The organism is Streptomyces sp. CRCS-T-1 (genome assembly GCF_024442335.1).
In the GTDB taxonomy this organism is placed as follows: domain Bacteria; phylum Actinomycetota; class Actinomycetes; order Streptomycetales; family Streptomycetaceae; genus Streptomyces; species Streptomyces koelreuteriae.
Map to the genome: position 1 here is coordinate 6,374,015 of NZ_CP101651.1, position 21,495 is coordinate 6,395,509.

The following is a 21,495-nucleotide window of genomic DNA, read 5'->3' on the forward strand; positions in this document are numbered from 1 at the left end:
CGCGCACACCCAGAAACGTCCCGTACAAAGGCGTACGGGCGGGTCATCTGGGGGGGGCTTCCCCCCCAGCCCCCCCGAGACAGCGCCTGCCCTACAGTCCCCGACCGGACGACCGGGCAGGCGCTGTCGCATGCCGTCGGATGCCTGCTCTCAGCCGTGTCCGTCCGGCCACACCTGGATGTGGTCCTCCTCCAGCTCCAGCAGTACCCGGTCCGCCATGCCCAGCGCCGTCGTGTACTCGTCCGGCAACTGGAGGCGGCCCGCGCGGTCGAGCATCGCGTACTCGCGGGCCACCAGGGACTCCTGGCCCGCCTCGTCGACCTCCGTGCGGCGCAGTACCTCCGTCGAGGTGCGGCCGTCGCGGATCGCGACCGTGCGGCGGACCTCGCCGGCGACCGCCTGGTCGTGCGTGACGATGACGATCGTCGTGCCCAGCTCCTCGTTGGCCCGGCGGAACGCCGCGAAGACCTGTTGCCCGGTCGCCGAGTCCAGTTCGCCGGTCGGCTCGTCGGCGAGCAGGACGGCGGGGGAGTTGGCCAGGCCGACGGCGATGGCGACGCGCTGCTGCTGACCGCCGGACATCTGCTGGGGACGCCGGTCCCGGCAGTCGGCGACCCCGAGCATGGCCAGCAGTTCGTCAGCCCGTCCGGCCCGCTTCTTCTTCGGCGCGCCCGCCAGTTGCATGGGCAGGGCGACGTTCTGCGCGGCCGTCAGATACGGCAGCAGATTGCGGGCCGTCTGCTGCCAGACGAAGCCGACCACCTCGCGCCGGTAGCGCAGCCGCGCCTTGGCGTCCATCGCCAGCAGATCGCGGCCCGCGACCTTCGCGGCGCCCGCGGTCGGGACGTCCAGGCCCGCGAGGATGTTCATCAGCGTCGACTTGCCGCTGCCGGACGCCCCCACCAGGGCCATCAACTCGCCCTCCCGCACCAGGAGATCGAGCCCCTGGAGCGCCTGCACCTCCATGCCGTCCCCGCCCCCGCGCTTGGCGAAGATCCGCACCAGCCGGTCGCAGGCGATCAGGGCGTCGTGCCCGTAGGCGGGCCGGTCGCGGTGGTGCGTCGCCCGCCGCTCCAGCTCCGCGAGCGACTCCGTCGTAGCGCTCATCGCATGTCTCCTGCCCTGAGGTGAGTGATCGGTGTCCGGCGGCCCGCCCACCAGGCCTGTGCCACGGCCACCGCCCCCGCCAGCAGCACCGCGGCCGCGGCGGGCAGGGCCAGCGACCACACGTCGGCCCGCAGCGCGGCACCGCCCGGCGCCGTCCCGCCGGACGCGTCGGGCAGCGCCAGCCGGTCCAGGTCGATGCCGGGGGCGAGCAGCCCCACCGTGGCCCAGCCGACGGCCATGCCCCCGCCGGCCGCGAGCAGCGCCAGGGGCAGTGCCTCCAGGCCGAGCAGCCGCCGCCCCTGGCGGGCCGTCAGGCCCAGGGTGCGCAGCCGGGCCAGCAGTGCGGCGCGTTCCGGAGCGGACCGCAGCAGGCCCAGCACCAGGGCGAGCAGGGCGTACCCCGCGCCCGCCACGACGGCCCAGACGTAGATCCGCTCGGCGCCCGTCTGCAACGGCGAGTCGGACAGTGCCGCGCGTGCCTCGCCGCGCAGTGTCACGGAGAGGCCCGCCCCGGTGCCGTTCACGGCCGTCCGCAGGGCCTCGGCGTCGATCCCGGACCCGGTCGCCAGCAGGACCGAAGGGGCGCCGAAGTCCTTCAGGCCCGCCGCGTCGACCAGGAGGAAGTCGCCCTCGGGGGCGGCCGGGGTGCGGGGGCGCACCGCGGTGATCCGCACCGTCACGGCTCCGCCCGGCAGCACGATCCGGTGCGGAGACCGCCCGATCCGCTTCGCGACCTCGGGGGAGGCGACGGCGTCCAGCACCCCGCCCCGGGCCCCCAGCCGGTCGGCCGTGAAACCGCCGAGTCCCGTCCGCCGGGCCAGCTCCGCGTAGGAGCCCGGCTCGACCCCGGCCACCGGCAGCGACTCCGCCTCGTCGGTCTCGCGCTCCGCGGCGTACTCGATTCCCACGGCCGTGACCTGCCGTACGCCCGCCACTTCCCCCACCGCCCGGGCGAGTCCCGCCGGGAGCGGGGTGCCGTCGGTCGTGGAGATCCGTGCGTCCGCGCCGGTCTCCAGCAGAGCGGCACGGTCCCGGGCGTCCGCCACGCCCGCCAGCACGGATCCGCCGAACGCGGCCGTCGTCAGGGCCGTCAGCAGGGCGAGCAGCGGCAGCGCGGCGACCGCCGCCGCCGAGCGGCCCGCACGGGCCAGCGACAAGAACCCGACCAGACCGCGCAGCCGCCCGGCCGGGCCGGCGGCCCACCGCAGGGGCAGGGGATACAGCCGTACGAGGACCAGCGCGGCGACCAGGCCGACGAGCACCGGGGCGGCGCTCACCAGCAGATCGCCCGACCCGCCGCTCGTACCGCGGCGGCGTAGCGCCGCCACCGAGCCGACGGCCAGCACCAGCAAGGTCAGTTCGGCGACCGTGCGGCGCCGGCCGGGCCTGGTGTGGGCGAGGTCGTCCCGCTCCTGGTGCGCCCTCGGCCTGCGATGCGCCAGGGCCGCGCGCACCGGCAGCCCGGCGCAGGCGAGCAGGGCCACGGCGCCCGCCCCGAGCACGGCGGGCAGCGACCGGGCCTCGTCCACGACGAGCACGGCGAGCAGCAGCCCGCAGGCCGCGGCGGGCACCGCCGGGGCCGCGGTCTCGGCGAGCAGCCGCCCGGAGATACCGCGCAGGGAGCCGCCCCGGGCCCGCAGCAGGGCGAGTTCGGTGTCGCGGCGCGCGGCGGCCACCCCGGCGCTCATCGTCAGGACGACGACGGCGACCGCGGCGATCCCGAAGGCCGCGACGGCCACCACGGGCGTGATCGCGTCCCGGGTCGCCGTGTACGAGCCGACGACCTGTTCCAGGCCGGTGGAGAGCTGCGCCACCGGACCGGCGGCGCCGCGCATCCGCACCAGCCCGGGCCCGTTCTCCAGGGACGCGACCCCCTCGACGAGCGCCGTCGTGTCCCCCGAGGTGAGCCCCCCGGTCGCGGGCGCGAACCGCCAGTACTTCTCCGGCTCGCCCTGGCTGCCGAGGAGCGCGGGAGCGGCCCCGGGCGCCAGCAGGAGACCCGCCTCCCAGTAGAACTGCGGCGGACGTGCGTTGCCGCTCGCCAGGGCCGGAGCGCGCAGGGTCGGCTCCGCTGACCAGTAGCTCCGCTGCGGATGCCGGGGTTCGAGGACGCCCGTGATCCGTACGGTCAGCGGCCGGTCCTGGAAGCCGGCCAGGGTGAGTTCGGAGCCGGCCCGCAGCCGCAGGACGCGGGCGGTCTGGGTGGTCACCGCTCCCTCGACCCGTCGGGTGTCCACGGTCACCGATGTGCCGGCGGTGGGCATCCGGCCCTCCCGGACGTCTGCGTGGCCGGCCGCTCCCGACTGCGCGAGCACGGTGAACCGGGGCGGCAGCCCGTCGGGCCGGGGCAGCGAAGCGTCCAGCGCCTCCAGGCTCTTCGCGGTGCGCACCCCGTACGCCGATTCGGCCGGGTCCGCCCGCAGCGGTTCGGGCAGCAGCGCCCGCGCCGAGCCCTCGACCGCCCGGAGCGCCTCCGGCAGCACCGCGTCCGCCCGGGCCGCGTCCGGCTCCTCGAGACCGGGCTGCGGCGCCTTCAACTCCAGCACGGTGGACTCGGGCGAGGCGCCGGCGAGGGCCTCGCGCAGCCCGTCCGTCTCGTACGCCTCGACGGCCCGGGGCAGGAGGGCGGCGAGGAACGCCGTGACCAGCACCAGCAGCGCGAAGGCGACGGCGGACACCGGCGCGGTCCGCAGCCGGGTCCGCACCCAGGGCGCGCCCTGATCCTTCCGCGGCATCTCAGTCCTCCCCCTGATGGCGGAGCGCGACCGCCGGTTCGGCGCGGCGCAGCGCCGACGCGACGGTGATCAGCAGCAGCGGGGCGGCCACCCCCGCGAGGAGCAGCACCACCTGGAACAGCGGGAGTTCGACGAGGACGGGCGGGACCGGCCGCCCCGCACCGGACGTCAGCACGATCAGCGGCACGACGGCCCGGGTCAGGACGGTACCGAGACCGAGCCCGGCGAGCAGCCCGACACCGATGAGCAGGCTCTGCTCCGTCGCGACCAGCCGGGCGAGATCCCGGCGGGGGGCGCCGAGGGCGCGCAGCACGGCGAACTCCGCGGACCGCTCCCGCCGCGCACCGGCGGCGCTCACCGCGAACCCCCCGGCGGCGAGGAGAGCCGCGGCCACCGCCACCGCCGTCAGGGCCGAGCGCGGCCCGGCGCCGAGCGGATCCCGCAGCAGTTCGGCCGCCGTCTCGTCCCGCACCAGCACCTGGTTCGGCCCGAGGTCGGGGCGCGCCCGCAGCGCGGCGGCGACCTCGTCGGCCTTGCCCGGGGCGGCGCTCACCCACCACTCGGTGGGGGAGAGCGGCGCACTGGACCGCTGGGCCAGCACGGCGTCGACGGCCCGCAGATCGAGCAGCAGCGCCCCGCCGTTCACGGTCTCCCCGGCCAGGTCGGTCGCGGCGGTCGGCAGCTCCTCGACCGCCCGTACGATCCGCACCCGGAGCTGTTCCCCGGACAGCGGGACGTCGACGGTGTCGCCGGGCTCGGCTCCCGCCGCCCGCAGGAAGTCCCGGGTGGCGACGGCGGCGAGCTCCTTCGGTGCCCTCGCCCCGGCGGTGGTGACGCCGACCGTGTAGATCGACGGGGCGATGAAATTCTCGTCGCGGCCGGCGCCGGTGCCGTACGACACGGTCAGCGGCGCGTCCCCCGCTACGGCGGGCTTCGCCGCCCCGCGGCTGACGACCTCGCCGTTCTCCGTCACGACCTCCTGGCCCTGCCAGCGCGTTCCGGCGGGCACCGGGACGGTCCGTGCGGAGCCGTCGCGGCCGGTGGCGAGCAGCCGTTCCACGGTGAACCGGTGCTTCTCGGAGCGGCCGACGGGAGAGGTGTCGTCGAGCTGAAGTCCGGTCAGCCGCAACGGTCCGGCCGGGGCGGCGCGGCGGCCCGTCGCCGTCACGTCCAGGTCGAGGGTGATGCGGTGGACCCGGCCGTCCACCGGGACGTTCCCGGCGCCCAGCCGGTACCCGATGCCGTACCGGTCCTCGACGACCACCGTGAGCTGGGGCGCCCGGCCTGAGGGGGAGCGCCCCGTCCGGGCCTGCGCGTCGGTGATCCGCGCGTCGAGGGCGAGCCGCCGGGTGCCGTCGGGGAGCCGTACCGCCCGCCGGGCGTCCCGCGCGGGCGGTGCGAGGGCCCGCAGCAGTGTCGCCGGGGGCTCGTCGGCGAGATCGCCGCGCATCAGCATCCCCTCCCCGGCGTGGGCCGTGTCCAGGGCGAGGACCGTCGCCTCGCGGTCGCCGGAGAGGGCCAGGGCGGCGCGGTGCGCGGGGGCGGCGTCCCGGGCCCCGGGCAGCGCGGCGTAGAGGCCGGTCTGCCCGGGGCTGCCGGGCCGGTAGTCGAGGACCCGGACGGCGGCGCCCGTCCGGAAGTCGGCCTGGTCGTCCTGCGACCGGTCCCAGGACGCGCCGTGCCCGATCGCCAGCATTCCCGTCGCCACGGCGATGACGAGCAGCAGCACCGGACCCGCCCCGCGCAGCGGACGCCGGCTGAACTGCCACCCGGCCAGCGCCGCCGGCAGCCCCCGCCCGCTCGCCGACCGGCGCTCCGCGAGCCGGGCCGCGAGCGGCAGCAGACGCAGCGTCAGGACCGTGCCCGCCAGCAGCGCCAGCGCGGGCGCCGCGACCAGCAGCGGATCGATGCCCAGGTCCCCGGCCCGGTCCCGGCTCAGCACCCCGCCGCCGGTCGCGTCGGTCTGCCGGTCGAGCTGCCAGTACGCCACGCCCGCGATCAGCAGCAGCGCGACATCGGCTCCGGCGCGCACGGGCGCGGCCGAGGCCGTGGCACGGACGCGCCGCAGCCGTACGGGTGTGCCCGCCGTGGCGGCCAGCGCGGGTGCCACTACCGCCACCGCGCACGCCGCCGCCACCCCGCCCGCGACCAGCCAGACCCGGCCCGCCGGGACGGCGTCGAGCCGCAGCCCGATCCCCTCCAGGGAGGACCACCGGGCGAGCAGCCGGGCCAGCGGGCCGGACAGCAGCGCGGCACAGACGGCGGCCGGGACCGCGAGCAGCAGCGCCTCCAGCGCGGCGAGTCCCGCGATCCGGCCGCGTGATCCGCCCCTGGCCCGCAGCAGCTCGGTCTCACCCGCCCGCTCGCCGTCCAGCAGCCGGGCCACCAGCAGCAGCGCGTAACCGGCGAGCAGCACCAGCTGCACGGAGACGATCATCAGCGTCGACCGGGCCACCAGCAGGGACCGCCCGGTCCGGTCGAGCACCTCGGGCAGCTCGGTGCGCACGTCGGCGTCGCCCCCGAGCGCCGGGTCCTCGCGCAGCGCCCCGGTCGCGCGCACGGCCGCCGCGCGGAGCGCGCCGATGCCGTCGGTGGTGACGGTCCGGTAGTCGGCCGTCGCCACCCAGCCGGTGCCGTCCGCCGTGACCCGGCCGGAGGCGAGCGCCGACGCGTCGGCCAGCAGCGGCCCGTACGTGGTGAAGGCGACGGTCCGCACGCCCTGGCCGCCGAGGATGTCCGCCTGCCAGTAGGGATCGGCGCTGTCGGCCGCCCGGTACACGCCGGTCACCCGGACCCGGAGCGGCTTGCCGCCGAGCCGGTCGGTGAGCGTGACGCGCGCCCCGGGCCGCAGCTTCAGCCGGTCGGCCGCCGCCTCGGGCAGCGCGACGGGCACGGCTTCACCTTGTGCCGTCGGCGCGGGGCCCGGCAGACCGCCCGAGACCAGCCTGATCCGCGAGCGGTCGAGGGCGGCGAGGTGGGTGAGGTCGGGCTCCCCGGCGGGGGCGTCGGCCGCCTGGAGGGAACGGGGCAGCGCGTACGGCCCGGACCGCTCCAGCGTCCGCACGGTCACCGGCAGCCCGCCGAACGCCTCCCGCGCCCCCTGCTCCACCGCCCGCCGCGCCGCCTCCCGCCGCTCCCGGGGCACGTCCGCCTCGACGACCAGGGAGGCGGAGGCCGCGGCCCGTCCGTCCAGGGCGCCGCGCAGCGCCGCGTCCCCGACGGAGCCGGAGAAGGCGGCGAGGGCGGCGAGCACCGAGGTGGTCAGCAGTACGGCGAGCAGGGCGGCCACGAGAAGCAGCCGATGCGCACGCAGGCGCAGCAGCAGTAAGCCCGTCACTCTTCCCCCACCCCGTCGGCCCAGCCGCTCTTCCCCCAACCCGGCATGCATATCACGGAGTTACCGGCCAGGCACGTGAGTTCGAATCCGGGTTGTTCCACTCTTGACCATCCGGACCGGTTCCGTATGGGATGCGGTGATGACCGAGAACACCAGCCCGGGCTCCGGCGCCGCCCTCGCCGACGACACGTCCGCCGAGCAGATGCTGCGGGTGGAGGACCTGCGGCACTCCTACGGCACGGGTGCCGCGACCGTGCACGCGCTGCGCGGCGCCTCCTTCACCGTCCGGCGCGGCGAACTGGTCGCCCTCAAGGGCCGCTCGGGCTCCGGCAAGACGACGCTGCTCCACATGATCGGCGGCCTGGACTCCCCGCAGAGCGGCCGTGTCGTCGTGGGCGGCACCGACCTGTCCGCGCTGAGCGGGAGCGAGCTGCTGGAACTGCGCCGGGACCGGATCGGCTTCGTCTTCCAGTCCTTCGGGCTGATCCCCATCCTCACCGCCGCCGAGAACGTGGGCGTCCCGCTGCGGCTGCGCCGGGCCGAGCCACGCGAACGCGAGAAGCGGGTCGCGCTGCTCCTGGCCCTGGTCGGTCTCGCCGGACACGAGACCCAGCGGCCCGCCGAGCTCTCCGGCGGACAGCAGCAGCGGGTCGCCATCGCCCGGGCCCTCGCCAACCGCCCGGCCCTGCTGCTCGCCGACGAGCCGACCGGCCAGCTCGACGCCGCGACCGGCCTGGCGGTGATGGAGCTGCTGCGGGCCGTGGTCCGCAGCGAGGGCGTCACGGCCCTGGTCGCCACCCACGACCCCCAACTCCTCGGCCTGGCCGACCGGGTGCTGGAACTGAGCGACGGAGTGGTCGCCGAGGAGTGAGAAGGTGGGGCCATGGTCGCGATCAGTCTGAGCAAGGTCCAGCAGACCGCTCCCGCGCTGGTGAACCTCTACAAGAGCGCCGGGGTGTCCCTCACGAAACACGGCCTCGACGGGCTGCGGGCCGCGGTCTACCTCGTGGTCGACCACTCCGGCTCGATGCGGCCGTACTACAGGGACGGCAGCGTGCAGGCGCTCGCCGACCGGGTGCTCGGACTGTCGGCGCACCTGGACGACGACGGCACCGTGCCGGTTGTGTTCTTCTCCACCGACGTCGACGCCGAGACCTCGATCGCCCTGGCCGACCACCAGGGGCGGATCGACCGGATCGTGGCCGGGCTCGGGCACATGGGCAAGACCAGCTACCACCTGGCCATGGACGCCGTCATCGACCACTACCTCGACAGCGGCGCGACCGAGCCCGCCCTCGTGATCTTCCAGACCGACGGCGGCCCCCTCAGCAAGCTCGCCGCCGAGCGGTATCTGTGCAAGGCGGCGAGGCTTCCGCTGTTCTGGCAGTTCATCGGCTTCGGCGACCCGGACAGCAAGCAGTTCGACTTCCTGCGCAAGCTGGACGAGCTGGCCGTGCCGGGCAAGCGGGTCGTCGACAACGCCGGGTTCTTCCACGCGGGTGAGGATCCGCGGAGGGTGCCGGACGCCGAGCTGTACGACCGGCTGGTGGGCGAATTCCCGAAGTGGCTGGTGGCCGCGCGGGCCCAGGGCATCGTGCCGGCCCAGGGGACCGTGCCGCCGGTCTGAGCCCGGAGCGGTCACCCGCTCGTCCCCTTGGCCTATCCCTCCTTACGCCCCATTTGCACCGTCGCGATGCCGTGCCACGCTGGGAAGGATCCGACGGGGAGGCGACGACGTATGGGCGACGACGGCGCACGACGGGTGTACGGGACGGCCTCCGCTCGCAGGAGACCGCCCGCCGGCAAGGGCGAGCATCTCGCCGACTGGGCGGACGGGCGGCTCGGGCTCTACGGGCTGGCCAGGGCCAACATGCGCAAGGTCTTCCCCGACCACTGGTCCTTCATGCTGGGCGAGGTCACCCTCTACAGCTTCATCGTGCTGATCCTCACGGGCGTCTACCTCACCCTGTTCTTCGAGCCGAGCATGCAGGAGGTCGTCTACAACGGCTCCTACACGGAGCTCAACGGCGTGCTCATGTCCAGGGCCTTCGAGTCCACCCTGGACATCAGCTTCGATGTGCGCGGCGGGCTGCTGATCCGCCAGATCCACCACTGGGCGGCGCTGGTCTTCATCACCGGCATGCTGGTGCACATGATGCGGGTGTTCTTCACGGGCGCCTTCCGCAAGCCGCGCGAGCTCAACTGGCTCTTCGGCTGGACCCTGCTGATGCTCGGCATCATCACCGGCCTGACCGGCTACTCGCTCCCCGACGACCTGCTCTCCGGCACCGGCATCCGCTTCGCGCAAGGCGCGATCCTGTCGATCCCGATCGTCGGGACGTATCTGTCGTTCTTCCTCTTCGGCGGGGAGTTCCCGGGCGACGACATCATCTCCCGGCTGTACCCGGTCCACATCCTGCTGCTGCCCGGCATCATGCTGGGCCTGGTCACCGCCCATCTGATCCTGGTCTTCTACCACAAGCACACCCAGTTCCCGGGCCCCGGACGCAAGGAGCGGTCCGTCGTCGGGATGCCCTTCCTGCCGGTCTACATGGCCAAGGCGGGCGGCTTCTTCTTCCTCGTCTTCGGCGTCCTGACGGTGATGGGCGCGCTCGCCCAGATCAACCCCGTGTGGGCCTTCGGCCCCTACCGCCCCGACCTAGTCACCACCGGTGCCCAGCCCGACTGGTACCTCGGCTTCTCCGAGGGCCTGATCCGGGTGATGCCGGGATGGGAGATCAACCTCTGGGGGCACACGCTCGTCCTCGGCGTGTTCATCCCCTTCTCGCTCTTCCCGCTGATCCTGCTCGCCCTCGGCCTCTATCCCTTCATCGAGGCGTGGATCACCGGCGACAAGCGCGAGCACCACATCCTGGACCGGCCGCGCAACGCGCCCGTGCGCACCGGCCTCGGCGTGGCCTGGCTGACCCTGTACGCGGTGCTGCTGATCGGCGGCGGCAACGACATCGTGGCCACGCATCTGCATCTGTCCATCAATGTGATCACCTGGTTCGTGCGGATCGGCGTGTTCGTGCTGCCGGTCGTCGCCTTCATCGTCACGAAGAAGATCTGCATGGGCCTCCAGCGCCGCGACCGAGCCAAAGTCCTGCACGGCAGGGAGACGGGCACGATCAAACGGCTGGCGAACGGCGAGTACATCGAACTGCACGAGCCCCTCGCGCAGAGCGAGCTGTTCACCCTCACCCAGCACGAGCAGAACCCGCCGTACGAGATCGGGGCCGAGGTCGACGCGGGCGGGGTCCGCCGCAAGGTCAGACGCTCCGAGCGGCTGCGGGCCCGGCTCGCGAAGGCCATGTTCGGGCCCGACGCGCGGATCGAGAAGCCGACGGTGGAGGAGTACCGGGAGATCACCAGCGGCGATCACCAGCCGCACTGACGACCAGGGCCCGGCACTCCCCGGGGTCGCCCCAGGCGGTGCGCAGGGCCCGGGCCTTGGTCAGCCACAGCGACAGGTCGCACTCCGCCGTGTAGCCGATCGCGCCGTGCAACTGCAGCGCGGTGCGCGCGGTGCCGTACGCCGCCTCGCACGCGGTGACCTTGGCGGCGGCGACATCGGCGGGGCGCATGGTCAGCGCGGCGCCGAACACCAGCGGACGCGCGAACTCCAGGGCGATCCTCGCGTCGGCCAGCCGGTGCCCGACCGCCTGGAACGAGCCGACCGGCACCCCGAACTGGCGGCGCTGCTTGACGTACGCGACGGTTCTGTCGAGCAGCGCGAGGCCCACGCCGAGGGCCTGGGCGGCGGTGGCGAGCCGGGCCCAGACGAGGGCCTGGTCCGTGGCCGCGTCGACGACTTCGCCGCCGGGGGCGAGGGGGGTGAGCCGACGGGCCGGGTCGAGTGAGGGGCGGACGGGGCCGTGGCCGGGGGAGAGTCGGATGCCGTCGGGGGTTAGGGCGAGGCGGAGGGTGGCGGCGTCGCCGTCGAGGGCGTAAGCACCCTCTGGCGCCACCGTCGCCATCGTCTCCCCGGCCGCGAGTCCCGGCAGCAGCCGCTTGGCGATCCCCGGGCCGGCCCCCGTGAGCAGCACCGCCGCCGTGATCGTCTCGACCAGCGGGCCGGGCACCGCGTGACGGCCCAACTCGACGAATGCGACGGCCAGTTCGACGGGAAGCGGCCCCAGCCCCTCGTACGCCTCGGGGACCGCCAGCGCGAACACGCCCGCCTCCGCGACCCTGGACCACAGCGCCCGCCCGCTCGCATGCTCGCCCCGGCTCCATTCCCGCACCACCGCCGGTGTACCGGCCGCCGTCAGCAGGGCGTCCAGGGAGGCGGCGAAGGCGCGTTGCTCGGGATCGAGGAGAAAGCGCATCAGCGGCGCCCCTTCGGCAGACCGAGCAGGCGCTCGGCGATGATGTCGCGCTGGATCTCGTTCGTGCCGGCATAGAGGGGACCGGCGAGCGCGAAGACGTACCGCTCCGCCCAGTCGGTGTCCGCCAGCTCGCCCTCCGGGCCGAGGAGGTCGAGGGCCGTCTCCTGCAGCGCGATGTCCAGCTCGGACCAGAAGACCTTGTTGAGACTCGACTCCGGGCCGACCGCCTCGCCCTCCAGGAAGCGGGAGGCCGCCGCGTACGTGAAGAGCTGGTAGGCCCGGGCGCCGATCAGCGTGTCGGCCACCCGGTCCCGCGCGGACACCGGAGCGCCCCGCTCCCGCCACAGCACCTCCAGTCGCCGCGCGGCGGCGAGGAACCGGCCGGGGGAGCGGAGCATCAGCCCGCGTTCGTTGCCCGCCGTCGCCATCGCGATCCGCCAGCCCTGGCCCGGGGCCCCGATCACGTCCTCGTCGGGCACGAAGACCTCGTCCAGGAACAGCTCCGCGAACGCCGGCTTGCCGTCGAGCCGGGCGATCGGGCGGACCGTGACACCGGGGGCGTCCAGGCCGAACATGAGGTACGTCAGCCCCTGGTGGGGCTTCGGGGCCTCCGGGTCGCTGCGGAACAGGCCGAACGCGCGGTCGGCGAACGCGGCCCGCGAGGACCAGGTCTTCTGCCCGCTCAGCAGCCAGCCGCCGTCGGTGCGCACGGCCTTCGCCCGCAGCGACGCCAGGTCCGAACCGGCCTCGGGCTCCGACCAGGCCTGCGCCCAGATCACCTCGCCGCAGGCCATCGCGGGCAGCACCCGGGCCCGCTGCTCCCCGGTGCCGTGGTCGAGGAGGGTCGGGGCGAGCAGATGGATGCCGTTCTGGCTGACGCGCCCCGGGGCGCCCGCAGCGTAGTACTCCTCCTCGAAGAGCAGCCACCGCAGCAGCCCGGAGTCCCGCCCGCCGTACGCCGACGGCCAGTTGACCACCGACCAGCCATCCGCAGCCAGCTCCGCCTCCCAGGCGCGGTGCGCGGCGAAACCCTCCGCCGTCTCCAGCGAGGGCAGCGGTTCGCGCGGCACGTGCGCGTGCAGCCACTCCCGCACCTCGGTACGGAACTCCTCGTCCGCGGGGGACAACGCGAGGTCCACGACCGCTCCTCCTTCCCTAACAAGTGTTTGGTAGGTTAGCGTGAGCCCATGACAGACGTCGAGAGTCCGACGTACGTGCCCGGTCACGGCCTGCTGAAAGGCCGGACCGCCGTCGTCACCGCGGCGGCGGGCGCGGGGATCGGCGGGGCCACGGCGCGGCGCCTCCTGGAGGAGGGCGCACGCGTGCTGATCAGCGACGCGCACGCGCGGCGGCTCAAGGACCACGAGGCGGAACTGGCCGCCGAGTTCGGGGCGGCCTCGGTCGCGGCCGTGCCCTGCGACGTCACCGACGAGACGCAGGTGCGCGCGCTCTTCGAGGCGGCCGTACGGGAGCACGGACGCCTCGACGTCGTGGTCAACAACGCCGGACTGGGCGGCACCGCACAGCTCGTCGACATGACCGACGACCAGTGGTCCCGTGTCCTGGACGTCACGCTGAACGGCACCTTCCGGTGCGTGCGGGCCGCCCTCCGCCATATGAAGGACACCCGGGGCGGCGTGATCGTCAACAACGCCTCCGTCGTCGGCTGGCGCGCCCAGGCCGGACAGGCCCACTACGCCGCCGCCAAGGCCGGAGTGATGGCGCTGACCCGCTGCGCGGCCGTCGAGGCGGCCGACTACGGGGTCCGGGTCAACGCCGTGGCACCCAGCCTCGCCCTGCACCCGCACCTGGTGAAGGTGACCACGCCCGAACTGCTCGCCGAACTGACCGCACGCGAGGCCTACGGGCGCCACGCCGAGCCCTGGGAGGTGGCCAACGTGATCGTGTTCCTGGCCTCCGGCTACTCCTCGTACATGACGGGCGAAGTGGTCTCCGTCAGCAGCCGGCACGCCTAGGACGACAATGGACCCGTGCCTCCTACGAAGAAGAAGCCCCAGGTGACCGCAGCGCCCGCCCGTCGCAGCGAACTCCTCGGCACCGCCGCCGAGGTCTTCGCCGAGCAGGGCTACAACGCCACCACCGTCCGCAAGATCGCGGACCACGCGGGCATGCTCGCGGGCAGCCTCTACTACCACTTCGACTCCAAGGAATCGATGCTGGAGGAGATCCTGCGCACCTTCCTCGACGAGCTCTGGGACGGCTACGACGCCGTCCTGGACGCCGGGCTCGGCCCCCGCGAGACGCTTCAGGCACTGGTCACCGAGTCGTTCCGGGAGATCGACCGGCACCGCCCGGCCGTCGCGATCTACCAGAAGGAGAGCAAGCAGCTCGTGGCGCAGGAGCGGTTCGCGTTCCTCGCCGAGTCACAGCGCCGATTCGAGAAGGCGTGGCTGTCCACCCTGGAGCGCGGCGTCGCCGAGCGCGCCTTCCGCGCCGACCTCGACGTCCGGCTCACCTACCGGTTCGTGCGCGACACGGTCTGGGTCGCCGCGTCCTGGTACCGCCCGGGCGGACAGCACAGCCCGGAGGAGATCGCCCGGCAGTACCTCTCGATGGTGCTGGACGGGATCGCCGTACGCGAATAGCCCTCAACTGTCAGGGAGTTGCCATGGCCGAGGCCTACATCGTCGAAGCGGTGCGAACGCCCGTCGGGCGGCGCGGGGGAGGACTGAGCGCGGTCCATCCGGCCGACCTCGGCGCGCATGCCCTCAAGGAGCTGATGAGCCGCTCGGGCGTCGACCCCGCCGCCGTGGAGGACGTCGTCCTCGGCTGTCTGGACGCCGTGGGGCCGCAGGCCGGAGACATCGCCCGGACCGCCTGGCTGGCGGCCGGGCTGCCCGAGGAGGTGCCGGGCGTGACCGTCGACCGGCAGTGCGGCTCCTCGCAGCAGGCCGTGCACTTCGCCGCGCAGGCCGTACTGTCCGGCACCCAGGACCTCGTGGTCGCCGGCGGTGTGCAGAACATGTCGATGATCCCCATCGCCTTCGCCACCCGGCAGGCCGCCGAACCCCTGGGACTGACGCAGGGGCCGTTCGCCGGCAGCGCGGGCTGGCGGGCGCGGTACGGGGACAAGCCCGTGAACCAGTTCGTGGGCGCCGAGACGATCGCCGCGAAGTGGGGGATCAGCAGGCAGGACCAGGAGGAGTTCGCCCTGCGCTCCCACCGGCGTGCGGTCCGGGCGATCGACGAGGGCCGCTTCGACCGCGAGACCGTGCCGTACGGGGAGGTCACGGCCGACGAGGGCCCGCGCAGGGACACCTCCCTGGAGAAGATGGCCGGGCTCAAGCCGGTCCTCGACGGCGGCACGATCACCGCCGCCTGCTCCTCCCAGGTCTCCGACGGCGCGGCGGCGATGCTGCTGGCCTCCGAGCGGGCCGTGCGCGACCACGGCCTCACCCCACGCGCCCGGGTGCACCATCTCTCGGTGCGCGGCGAGGACCCGATCCGGATGCTCACCGCCCCGATCCCGGCCACCGCCCACGCCCTGAAGAAGACCGGCTTGGCCATCGACGACATCGACCTCGTCGAGATCAACGAGGCCTTCGCCCCGGTCGTCCTGGCCTGGCAGAAGGAGACCGGCGCCGACCCGGACAAGGTCAACGTCAACGGCGGTGCCATCGCCCTCGGCCATCCGCTCGGCGCGACGGGCGTGAAGCTGATGACCACCCTGCTGCACGAACTGGAGCGCACCGGTGGCCGGTTCGGCCTGCAGACCATGTGCGAGGGCGGCGGACAGGCCAATGTGACGATCATCGAGAGGCTCTGAGCCGTCGTCGAGAGACGGTGAGCCGTCATCGTGGGGCGGTGAGCCCTCGGCAGATGTCGTCGGCCTCCTTCATGATCCGCTCCACCAGCTCCGCGCAGGACGGCAGGTCGTCGATCACCCCGGCGACCTGCCCGGACGCCATCACCCCCAGATCCGTACGGCCGTCCACCATGGACGCCTTGAGCAGCATCGGGGTGTTGGCGGCCAGCAGGACCTGGCTCCAGGTCAGGTCCTTGCCGTGCTTGAGCGCGCGGCCGTCCTGGAGCAGCCGGAGCCAGCTCGTGCCGGACAGCCTCCGGTAGCCCGCCGCCCTGCGCACCGCCTGGACGGCACCCCGCACCCGGCCGGAGCGTTCCAGCGCGTCGACCAGTTCCGTCCGCAGCATGCGGTGCGGCAGCCCGTCCACGGCCCGGGTGACCGTCACATCCCGTACGGTCGCCGCCAGATACCGCGCCTTCACCGCGTCCGGCACGGTCGAGTCCGAGGTGAGCAGGAACCGCGTGCCCATCGCCACGCCCGCCGCCCCGTAGGCGAGGGCCGCGACCAGCCCCCGTCCGTCGAAGAACCCGCCCGCCGCCACGACCGGTATGTCCACGGCGTCGACCACCTGCGGCAGCAGCACCGTCGTCGCCACCTCACCGGTGTGCCCGCCGCCCTCCGCGCCCTGCACCAGCACCGCGTCCGCGCCCCACGCCGCCACCTTCTCGGCATGCCGCCGCGCCCCCACGGTCGGCATGACCACCACACCGGCCTCCTTGAGCTCGCCGATCAGCTCCCGGGACGGGGCCAGGGCGAAGGAGGCGACCCGGACACCCTCCTCGACCAGGATCCGCACCCGGTCGCCCGCGTCCGCCGCGTCGGCGCGCAGATTCACCCCGAACGGCGCCTCGGTCCGGGCCCGGACCTCCCGTACGGCCGCGCGCAACTGGTCGAGCGTCATCGTCGCGGAGGCCAGGATGCCGAGGGCGCCCGCGTTCGCCGTGGCGCTCACCAGACGCGGGCCCGCCACCCAGCCCATCCCGGTCTGCACGACCGGATGACGGACACCGGTCAGCCGGGTCAGCGCCGTCTCCCTCACGAGGCGACCTCCCGGGCACGGGCCCCGGCCGGGTCGACGACCTCACGGATCAGCCGCAGCTCCTCGGCGGTCGGTTCACGGGTCGCCGGCACCTCGTCCGGGACGGTCAGCTCGAAGCCCGTCGCCTCCTTGACCTGCTCCACCGTGACACCCGGGTGCAGCGACGCCAGCCGCATCGAGCGGTCGGGGGTGGCGAAGTCGAAGACGCCCAGGTCGGAGACGACCCGTGGGATGCGGTGGTACCGCGCCCCGGCCGCATGGTCGTACCCGACGCCGCAGACCATGTCGACCCGCTCGACGAAGACCCGCCGGGAGTGCCTCGGGACCCAGTAACTCGTCGGGTTGTTGAGCGTGTTGACCGGCGCGCCGCGCACCCCGAGCAGCTGCCGCTTCGGCCGCTCCCAGTCGCCGATGCAGGAGATGTTCTGGTTGCCGAACCGGTCGATCTGGCTCGCGCCCATCATCACGTGCCGCCGCCCGCCGGTGACCCAGGCCAGATGCTGCCGGTACGGCAGCCAGCCCTCCGCCGTCCCGTCCGGGCGGACGAGCGTCGCCTCGCCGTCGGTCAGCAGCAGGTCCGGCGCGAAGGTGAGCCGGGCCAGCCGGGCGCCGACGGAGGGGATCAGCCCCATGGGACTGGCGAGCACCTCGCCGTCGCCCCGCCAGGCCTCGGCGCAGGCGATCACGCAGTATTCGGCGCGGGTGACGTCCTTCATGCCCCCTCCTCCGCGGCGAGGAACCGGGCCGCGAACTCCGGCCAGGCAGTGGTGGCGTAGGTCTTCTGGACGGCCTCGTCCCGGCCGTAGTCGGGCGCGCAGGAGGTGAAATGCGCGCCGTGCGGGGCCTCGACGACCCCGGTGACCGTGTGACGCTTGATCAGCAGGGTCTGAGGCGGGCCCGCCTTCGTCAGCTCGGCCGTGTCGACGATCCGTTCGCAGCTGACGTAGGCCGTGTCCGCCGCCTCGCAGAACAGGTCGTCGAAGTAGGGGTCGGGGCCCAGGTACTGGCCGTTGCCCGACCGGTCCGCGCGGTTGACGTGGACCAGGGCCGCGTCCAGCCGCAGGGCGGGCATCGCGACGAACGTCTCCCCGTCCTCGTACGGCGAGGTGACCGTCCGCAGGCCCGGGTTGACCCGCATCACGTCCGAACCGAGCCCGGCCCGCACCGGCAGGAACGGCAGCCGGTTCGCCGCCGCGCGCAGCCCCCACATGAACATCGCCTCGTCGATCTCCGTCAGTTCGAAGGCGCCCCGCTCGCGGGCCGCGCGGTAGTGCGGCTCCAGAGGGATCGAATCGAGGGTGACGAAGGCCGTGACCAGCTTCCGGATCCGCCCTGCGGCGGCCAGCATGCCCACGTCCGGGCCGCCGTACGAGACGACGGTGAGATCGCTGACCTCCGACCGCAGCAGCGCTCTGACCAGGGCCATCGGCTTGCGGCGCGAGCCCCAGCCGCCGATGCCGAGGGTCATGCCGCTGTGCAGACGGGAGACGACCTCGTCGGCGGTCATCGTCTTGTCGCTCACCTACGCACCCTCCTTCTCCTTCCCGAAGCCGGACCGCACCCGGTCGGCGACCCCGCTGAGGTTCGCCTCGAAGGTGAAGCCCTGCTCGAAGCGGTAGCTGCGGCGCACGTCGACGGGGTCGATGCCGTTGATGGCGGCCTTGGCCAGGCGCAGCAGCCTTCCGTCCTTCGCGGCGATCTCGCGCGCCAACTCCAGAGCGGCGGACGTCAGTTCCTCGCGCGGTACGACCCGCCACACCGAGCCGTGCGCGTGCAGCTCGGCCGCGCTCGCCGTGCGCGACGTGTAGTACAGGGCGCGCATCAGGTGCTGCGGGACCAGCCGGGCCAGATGGGTGGCCGCGCCCAGGGCGCCCCGGTCCAGCTCGGGCAGCCCGAACACCGCGTCCTCGCTCGCCACGATCGCGTCCGCGTTCCCCACGAGGCCGATGCCGCCGCCCAGACAGAAGCCCCGCACGGCCGCCACGACCGGCACCTCGCACTCGTACACCGCCGCGAAGGCCTCGGCGCAGCCGCTGTTCGCGCCGATCAGCGCCCCGTGCCGCGCGTCGTCCGCCTGCAACTCCTTGATGTCCACACCCGCGTTGAACCCCCGCCCCTCGGCCGTCAGCACCACGCACCGCACCTCCGGGTCGCGTCCGGCCGCCCGCACCGCCTCGGCCAGCGCGAACCAGCCGGCCACCGGCAGCGCGTTCACCGGCGGGAAGTCGACCGTGACAACGGCGATGCCCTTTTCCACGCACGAGGTGGAGACACCCATGGCCGCATCAGCTACCTTTCCACCAAACGTTTGTTAGGTGGAAAGGTAGCAGCGTATGGACCTGGACGGGAAGGTCGCCGTCGTCACCGGTGGCACCCGGGGCGTCGGTGCCGGCATCGCGCGCGCCTTCGTACGGGCGGGCGCGAAGGTCGTGGTCTGCGCCCGCCGGGCCCCGGAAGTGCCCCAGCCCGGGACCGAGTTCGTGCCGCTGGACGTCCGCGACCCCGAGGCGGTCCGCCGCGTCCTCGCCGACCTGCCCCGGATGGACGTCCTGGTCAACAACGCGGGCGGCGCACCGCACCGGCTGCTCACCGCGGCCGACGCCGAGCGGCACGCGCGCGTGGTGGAGCTCAACCTGCTGGCTCCCCTGACCGTGTCCCTCGCCGCGTACGACCATCTGCGGCGCACCAAGGGGTCGATCGTCATGATCGGCAGTGTCAGCGGCGGCCGTCCCTCGCCCGGCACCGCCGCCTACGGCGCCGCCAAGGCGGGCCTGGAGAGCCTCGCCCGCTCGATGGCCGTGGAGTGGGCGCCCGGCATCAGGGTCAACACCCTCGTCGTGGGCATGGTCCGCACCGAGCTGTCCCACCTCCACTACGGCGACCGGGACGGCGTCTCGGCCGTCTCCCGCACCGTCCCCCTCGGCCGTCTCGCCGAGCCGTCCGACGTCGGCGCGGCGGCGGTGTTCCTCGCCTCCGACGCGGCCGCCTACATCAGCGGGGCGAGCCTGCTCGTCCACGGGGGCGGGGAGCGCCCCGCCTTCCTGGACGCCGCGACCGCGAACAAGGAGCTGTGAGATGAGCGCACTCTGCGACGGACGGGTCGTCGTCGTCACCGGCGCCGGACGGGGGCTCGGCCGCGCGCACGCCCTCGCGTTCGCCGCCGAGGGCGCCCGGCTCGTCGTCAACGACCTCGGCGTCGGCCTCGACGGCACCCCCGGAACCGACGGCACCCCCGGCCCCGACAGCCCGGCCGCCCTGGTCGCCGAGGAGATCCGCGCGGCAGGCGGCGAGGCCGTGCCGCACGGCGGCGACATCGCCACGACCGAGGGCGCCGCCTCCCTGATCCGAACCGCCCTTCAGACGTACGGCCGGCTCGACACACTCGTCAACAACGCGGGCTTCCTGCGCGACCGGATGCTGGTCAACCTCGACGAGGACGACTTCGACGCCGTCGTACGCGTCCACCTCAAGGGCCACTTCCTGCCCCTGCGGCACGCCGCCGCACACTGGCGGACCGAGGCCAAGGCGGGCCGCCGCCCCGACGCCCGGATCGTCAACACCGGCAGCGGCGCCGGTCTGCTGGGCTCCGTCGGACAGGGCAACTACAGCGCCGCGAAGGCCGGCATCGTCGCCCTGACGCTGGTCGCGTCGGCCGAACTGCACCGCTACGGCGTCCAGACCAACGCCATCGCCCCCGCCGCCCGCACCCGCATGACGGAACGCACCTTCGCCGACACCATGACGGCACCCGAGTCGGGCTTCGACACGATGGCCCCGGAGAACGTCTCACCCCTGGTCGTCTGGCTGGGCTCGGCGGCGAGCGCCGGGGTGACGGGCCGGGTCTTCGAGGCGGAGGGCGGCCGGATCACGGTGATGGAGGGGTGGCGGCCGGGGCCGAGTGCGGACAAGGGCGGGCGGTGGAGCCCGGCGGAGGCGGGGGAGAGGGTGCGGAAGCTGCTGGCGGAGGCGGGAGAGCCCGGGGCCGTCTACGGGGCGTAGGGGACGCGAGGGCACCTCTCGCCCGACCGATTCGGGCCTGGCGAGAGTTCCTCTTGCCCCACCGATTCGGGCGGCGGGTGGGCATAGGCCGGGGTCTGAGGGGCGGAGCCCCCAGTGGACACCAGCCCACACCTACGTATCGCACTCCAAAACACTCCGGCACAACCCACACCGCGCCCGAACCCGCCCCCGCACCGGCACCCGAATCCGCTGATGACACGTAGGACAAGGAAACGACACCCGCAACCGCCCACCCCCATCAGGAGAGAACTGGTACCGCACCCCCGGCTGCGCCCCCACCCCCACCCCCGCCGGCGCCTGCCGCCGGTCCCTGGCATACCGCCGCCGCCCCGCCCACCCCGCCGCCGTCAACGGCGGCTGCCGCTCATCGCGCCGGGCCAGCTCCATCCCCTTCACATACGCCGTGTACGCCTGCGCACTCGTGAACCACACCGACGGGTCCTCCCCGAAGACCAGCGCCCGCTTGGCCAGCACATACCCGAACTCCTCCGGCGTCAGATACCCCAGCTTCTGCGACGACGCCGCGTCCTCCCGGAACGCGTCCAGCAGCAGCCAGCCCGCCCCCAGGTACGTCGTCGCCGTGTCCGTAAGGATCTCGTTGTCACGGACGCCCGGGAAGGACAGGTCGAGACGGTGCAGGTACACATGCATCACCTCGTGCGCGAGCGCCGCCCCGATGTCCCGCCGATGCGTACGGAACCGGTCGTTCAACTCCACGAAGTACTCCGGCCCGGCCGCGAGCTCGACGTTCGCCGCGTGCCGCATCTCCCGGAAGCTCACGATCATCCGGGCGTCCGGAAGCCGGTAGTGCCGCACCAGCTCGTGCGCCACCCGCTGCGCCCCCAGATGCAGGTCGTCGGTGTCGCAGAACGCCACATCGGCCGGGACCACGCTGGTCTCGAACGTCTGGATGGTGTCGTACGACAGTCGCTTGTACAACGCCGTGATGGCGGCCCGCACCGTCTCCAGATGCGGGTAGCCGTGCTCGACCGGCCCGTCGTTCGCCACGCCTCACCCCCAAGACGCCCCAGAACCCGGTTCCACTGTACGAAAGTGTGACGCCACGGGCCCGCGCCGCCGCCGCGAAAACCGGTCGTCCC

Annotated in this window: 18 protein-coding genes; 8 read left to right on the plus strand and 10 right to left on the minus strand. The window is 73.8% G+C overall.

The window, feature by feature from the left end; genetic code table 11:
- Positions 1–150 precede the first annotated feature (150 nt).
- From NNW99_RS28850 to NNW99_RS28860, 3 genes are read right to left on the minus strand one after another with little or no spacing between them, the layout of a single operon-like run.
- Positions 151–1,107, minus strand: a complete 957-nt coding sequence (locus tag NNW99_RS28850) for an ABC transporter ATP-binding protein (protein WP_215122089.1) — start codon at positions 1,105–1,107, stop codon at positions 151–153.
- The gene (locus tag NNW99_RS28855) at positions 1,104–3,842 is read right to left on the minus strand and encodes an ABC transporter permease (RefSeq protein WP_215122090.1); all 2,739 of its coding nucleotides are present in this window, start codon (positions 3,840–3,842) and stop codon (positions 1,104–1,106) included. Before NNW99_RS28855 ends, NNW99_RS28850 begins: the two co-directional genes overlap by 4 nt.
- A gap of 1 nt (position 3,843) precedes the next feature.
- Complete coding sequence (locus NNW99_RS28860) at positions 3,844–7,179, minus strand: FtsX-like permease family protein (RefSeq protein WP_215122091.1); 3,336 nt, start codon at positions 7,177–7,179, stop codon at positions 3,844–3,846.
- 139 nt (positions 7,180–7,318) lie between these two features.
- Here NNW99_RS28860 and NNW99_RS28865 point away from each other — a divergent pair, with 139 nt between their 5' ends.
- The 3 genes from NNW99_RS28865 (at position 7,319) to NNW99_RS28875 (ending at position 10,576) form a co-directional block, all read left to right on the plus strand.
- Positions 7,319–8,050: an ABC transporter ATP-binding protein gene (locus tag NNW99_RS28865; RefSeq protein WP_215122092.1), complete on the plus strand. Its 732-nt coding sequence runs from the start codon at positions 7,319–7,321 to the stop codon at positions 8,048–8,050.
- A 12-nt stretch (positions 8,051–8,062) separates the two neighbouring features.
- Positions 8,063–8,806 carry a VWA domain-containing protein gene (locus NNW99_RS28870; RefSeq protein WP_215122093.1) on the plus strand — a complete coding sequence of 248 codons (744 nt, stop codon included), beginning with the start codon at positions 8,063–8,065 and terminating at the stop codon, positions 8,804–8,806.
- A 111-nt stretch (positions 8,807–8,917) separates the two neighbouring features.
- On the plus strand, positions 8,918–10,576 hold the full coding sequence (locus NNW99_RS28875; RefSeq protein WP_251057970.1) for a cytochrome bc complex cytochrome b subunit: 1,659 nt from the start codon (positions 8,918–8,920) through the stop codon (positions 10,574–10,576).
- On the opposite strand, the gene NNW99_RS28880 is transcribed toward NNW99_RS28875, so the two are convergent.
- On the minus strand, positions 10,548–11,510 hold the full coding sequence (locus NNW99_RS28880) for an acyl-CoA dehydrogenase family protein (RefSeq protein WP_215122094.1): 963 nt from the start codon (positions 11,508–11,510) through the stop codon (positions 10,548–10,550). The two genes, NNW99_RS28875 and NNW99_RS28880, sit on opposite strands and share 29 nt — an antisense overlap.
- Positions 11,510–12,649, minus strand: coding sequence for an acyl-CoA dehydrogenase family protein (locus tag NNW99_RS28885; RefSeq protein ID WP_215122095.1), 1,140 nt, complete (start codon positions 12,647–12,649; stop codon positions 11,510–11,512). Before NNW99_RS28885 ends, NNW99_RS28880 begins: the two co-directional genes overlap by 1 nt.
- A 48-nt stretch (positions 12,650–12,697) precedes the next feature.
- On the opposite strand from NNW99_RS28885, the gene NNW99_RS28890 reads away from it, so the two are divergent.
- The 3 genes from NNW99_RS28890 to NNW99_RS28900 are packed head-to-tail and all read left to right on the plus strand — an operon-like array spanning position 12,698 to position 15,297.
- Entirely contained in the window at positions 12,698–13,486 is a 789-nt protein-coding gene (locus NNW99_RS28890) for an SDR family oxidoreductase (protein WP_215122096.1), read from the plus strand.
- Between the two features lie 15 nt (positions 13,487–13,501).
- Complete coding sequence (locus tag NNW99_RS28895) at positions 13,502–14,116, plus strand: TetR/AcrR family transcriptional regulator (protein ID WP_215122097.1); 615 nt, start codon at positions 13,502–13,504, stop codon at positions 14,114–14,116.
- Between the two features lie 23 nt (positions 14,117–14,139).
- Positions 14,140–15,297 carry an acetyl-CoA C-acetyltransferase gene (locus NNW99_RS28900; RefSeq protein ID WP_215122098.1) on the plus strand — a complete coding sequence of 386 codons (1,158 nt, stop codon included), beginning with the start codon at positions 14,140–14,142 and terminating at the stop codon, positions 15,295–15,297.
- Positions 15,298–15,322: 25 nt separating this feature from the next.
- Here the strand turns inward: NNW99_RS28900 and NNW99_RS28905 are convergent, their stop codons facing one another.
- The 4 genes from NNW99_RS28905 to NNW99_RS28920 are packed head-to-tail and all read right to left on the minus strand — an operon-like array spanning position 15,323 to position 18,653.
- On the minus strand, positions 15,323–16,375 hold the full coding sequence (locus tag NNW99_RS28905; protein WP_215122099.1) for a nitronate monooxygenase family protein: 1,053 nt from the start codon (positions 16,373–16,375) through the stop codon (positions 15,323–15,325).
- A complete protein-coding gene (locus NNW99_RS28910) occupies positions 16,372–17,091 on the minus strand; it encodes a CoA-transferase subunit beta (protein ID WP_215122100.1) in 720 nt (239 codons plus the stop codon). The genes NNW99_RS28905 and NNW99_RS28910 overlap by 4 nt, the downstream gene beginning before the upstream one ends.
- Entirely contained in the window at positions 17,088–17,897 is an 810-nt protein-coding gene (locus NNW99_RS28915; RefSeq protein WP_215122101.1) for a CoA transferase subunit A, read from the minus strand. The genes NNW99_RS28910 and NNW99_RS28915 overlap by 4 nt, the downstream gene beginning before the upstream one ends.
- Positions 17,898–18,653 (minus strand): enoyl-CoA hydratase family protein, encoded by a 756-nt coding sequence (locus NNW99_RS28920; protein WP_215122102.1) that lies wholly within the window; start codon positions 18,651–18,653, stop codon positions 17,898–17,900.
- Positions 18,654–18,708: 55 nt separating this feature from the next.
- On the opposite strand from NNW99_RS28920, the gene NNW99_RS28925 reads away from it, so the two are divergent.
- Together NNW99_RS28925 and NNW99_RS28930 are read left to right on the plus strand one after the other, a co-directional pair.
- Positions 18,709–19,449, plus strand: coding sequence for an SDR family oxidoreductase (locus tag NNW99_RS28925; RefSeq protein WP_215122103.1), 741 nt, complete (start codon positions 18,709–18,711; stop codon positions 19,447–19,449).
- 1 nt (position 19,450) lies between these two features.
- Positions 19,451–20,374 carry an SDR family oxidoreductase gene (locus tag NNW99_RS28930; RefSeq protein WP_215122104.1) on the plus strand — a complete coding sequence of 308 codons (924 nt, stop codon included), beginning with the start codon at positions 19,451–19,453 and terminating at the stop codon, positions 20,372–20,374.
- Positions 20,375–20,506: 132 nt separating this feature from the next.
- On the opposite strand, the gene NNW99_RS28935 is transcribed toward NNW99_RS28930, so the two are convergent.
- Positions 20,507–21,403 carry a hypothetical protein gene (locus NNW99_RS28935; RefSeq protein ID WP_215122105.1) on the minus strand — a complete coding sequence of 299 codons (897 nt, stop codon included), beginning with the start codon at positions 21,401–21,403 and terminating at the stop codon, positions 20,507–20,509.
- Positions 21,404–21,495: the final 92 nt, after the last annotated feature.

Excerpts from the sequence above, each read along its gene's own strand:
- NNW99_RS28930 (WP_215122104.1), top strand. The coding sequence starts at position 19,451 with ATGAGCGCACTCTGCGACGGACGGGTCGTCGTCGTCACCGGCGCCGGA.
- NNW99_RS28850 (WP_215122089.1), bottom strand. The coding sequence starts at position 1,107 with ATGAGCGCTACGACGGAGTCGCTCGCGGAGCTGGAGCGGCGGGCGACG.
- NNW99_RS28890 (WP_215122096.1), top strand. The coding sequence starts at position 12,698 with ATGACAGACGTCGAGAGTCCGACGTACGTGCCCGGTCACGGCCTGCTG.
- NNW99_RS28875 (WP_251057970.1), top strand. The coding sequence starts at position 8,918 with ATGGGCGACGACGGCGCACGACGGGTGTACGGGACGGCCTCCGCTCGC.
- NNW99_RS28910 (WP_215122100.1), bottom strand. The coding sequence starts at position 17,091 with ATGAAGGACGTCACCCGCGCCGAATACTGCGTGATCGCCTGCGCCGAG.
- NNW99_RS28925 (WP_215122103.1), top strand. The coding sequence starts at position 18,709 with ATGGACCTGGACGGGAAGGTCGCCGTCGTCACCGGTGGCACCCGGGGC.
- NNW99_RS28865 (WP_215122092.1), top strand. The coding sequence starts at position 7,319 with ATGACCGAGAACACCAGCCCGGGCTCCGGCGCCGCCCTCGCCGACGAC.
- NNW99_RS28880 (WP_215122094.1), bottom strand. The coding sequence starts at position 11,510 with ATGCGCTTTCTCCTCGATCCCGAGCAACGCGCCTTCGCCGCCTCCCTG.
- NNW99_RS28855 (WP_215122090.1), bottom strand. The coding sequence starts at position 3,842 with ATGCCGCGGAAGGATCAGGGCGCGCCCTGGGTGCGGACCCGGCTGCGG.
- NNW99_RS28870 (WP_215122093.1), top strand. The coding sequence starts at position 8,063 with ATGGTCGCGATCAGTCTGAGCAAGGTCCAGCAGACCGCTCCCGCGCTG.
- NNW99_RS28900 (WP_215122098.1), top strand. The coding sequence starts at position 14,140 with ATGGCCGAGGCCTACATCGTCGAAGCGGTGCGAACGCCCGTCGGGCGG.
- NNW99_RS28920 (WP_215122102.1), bottom strand. The coding sequence starts at position 18,653 with ATGGGTGTCTCCACCTCGTGCGTGGAAAAGGGCATCGCCGTTGTCACG.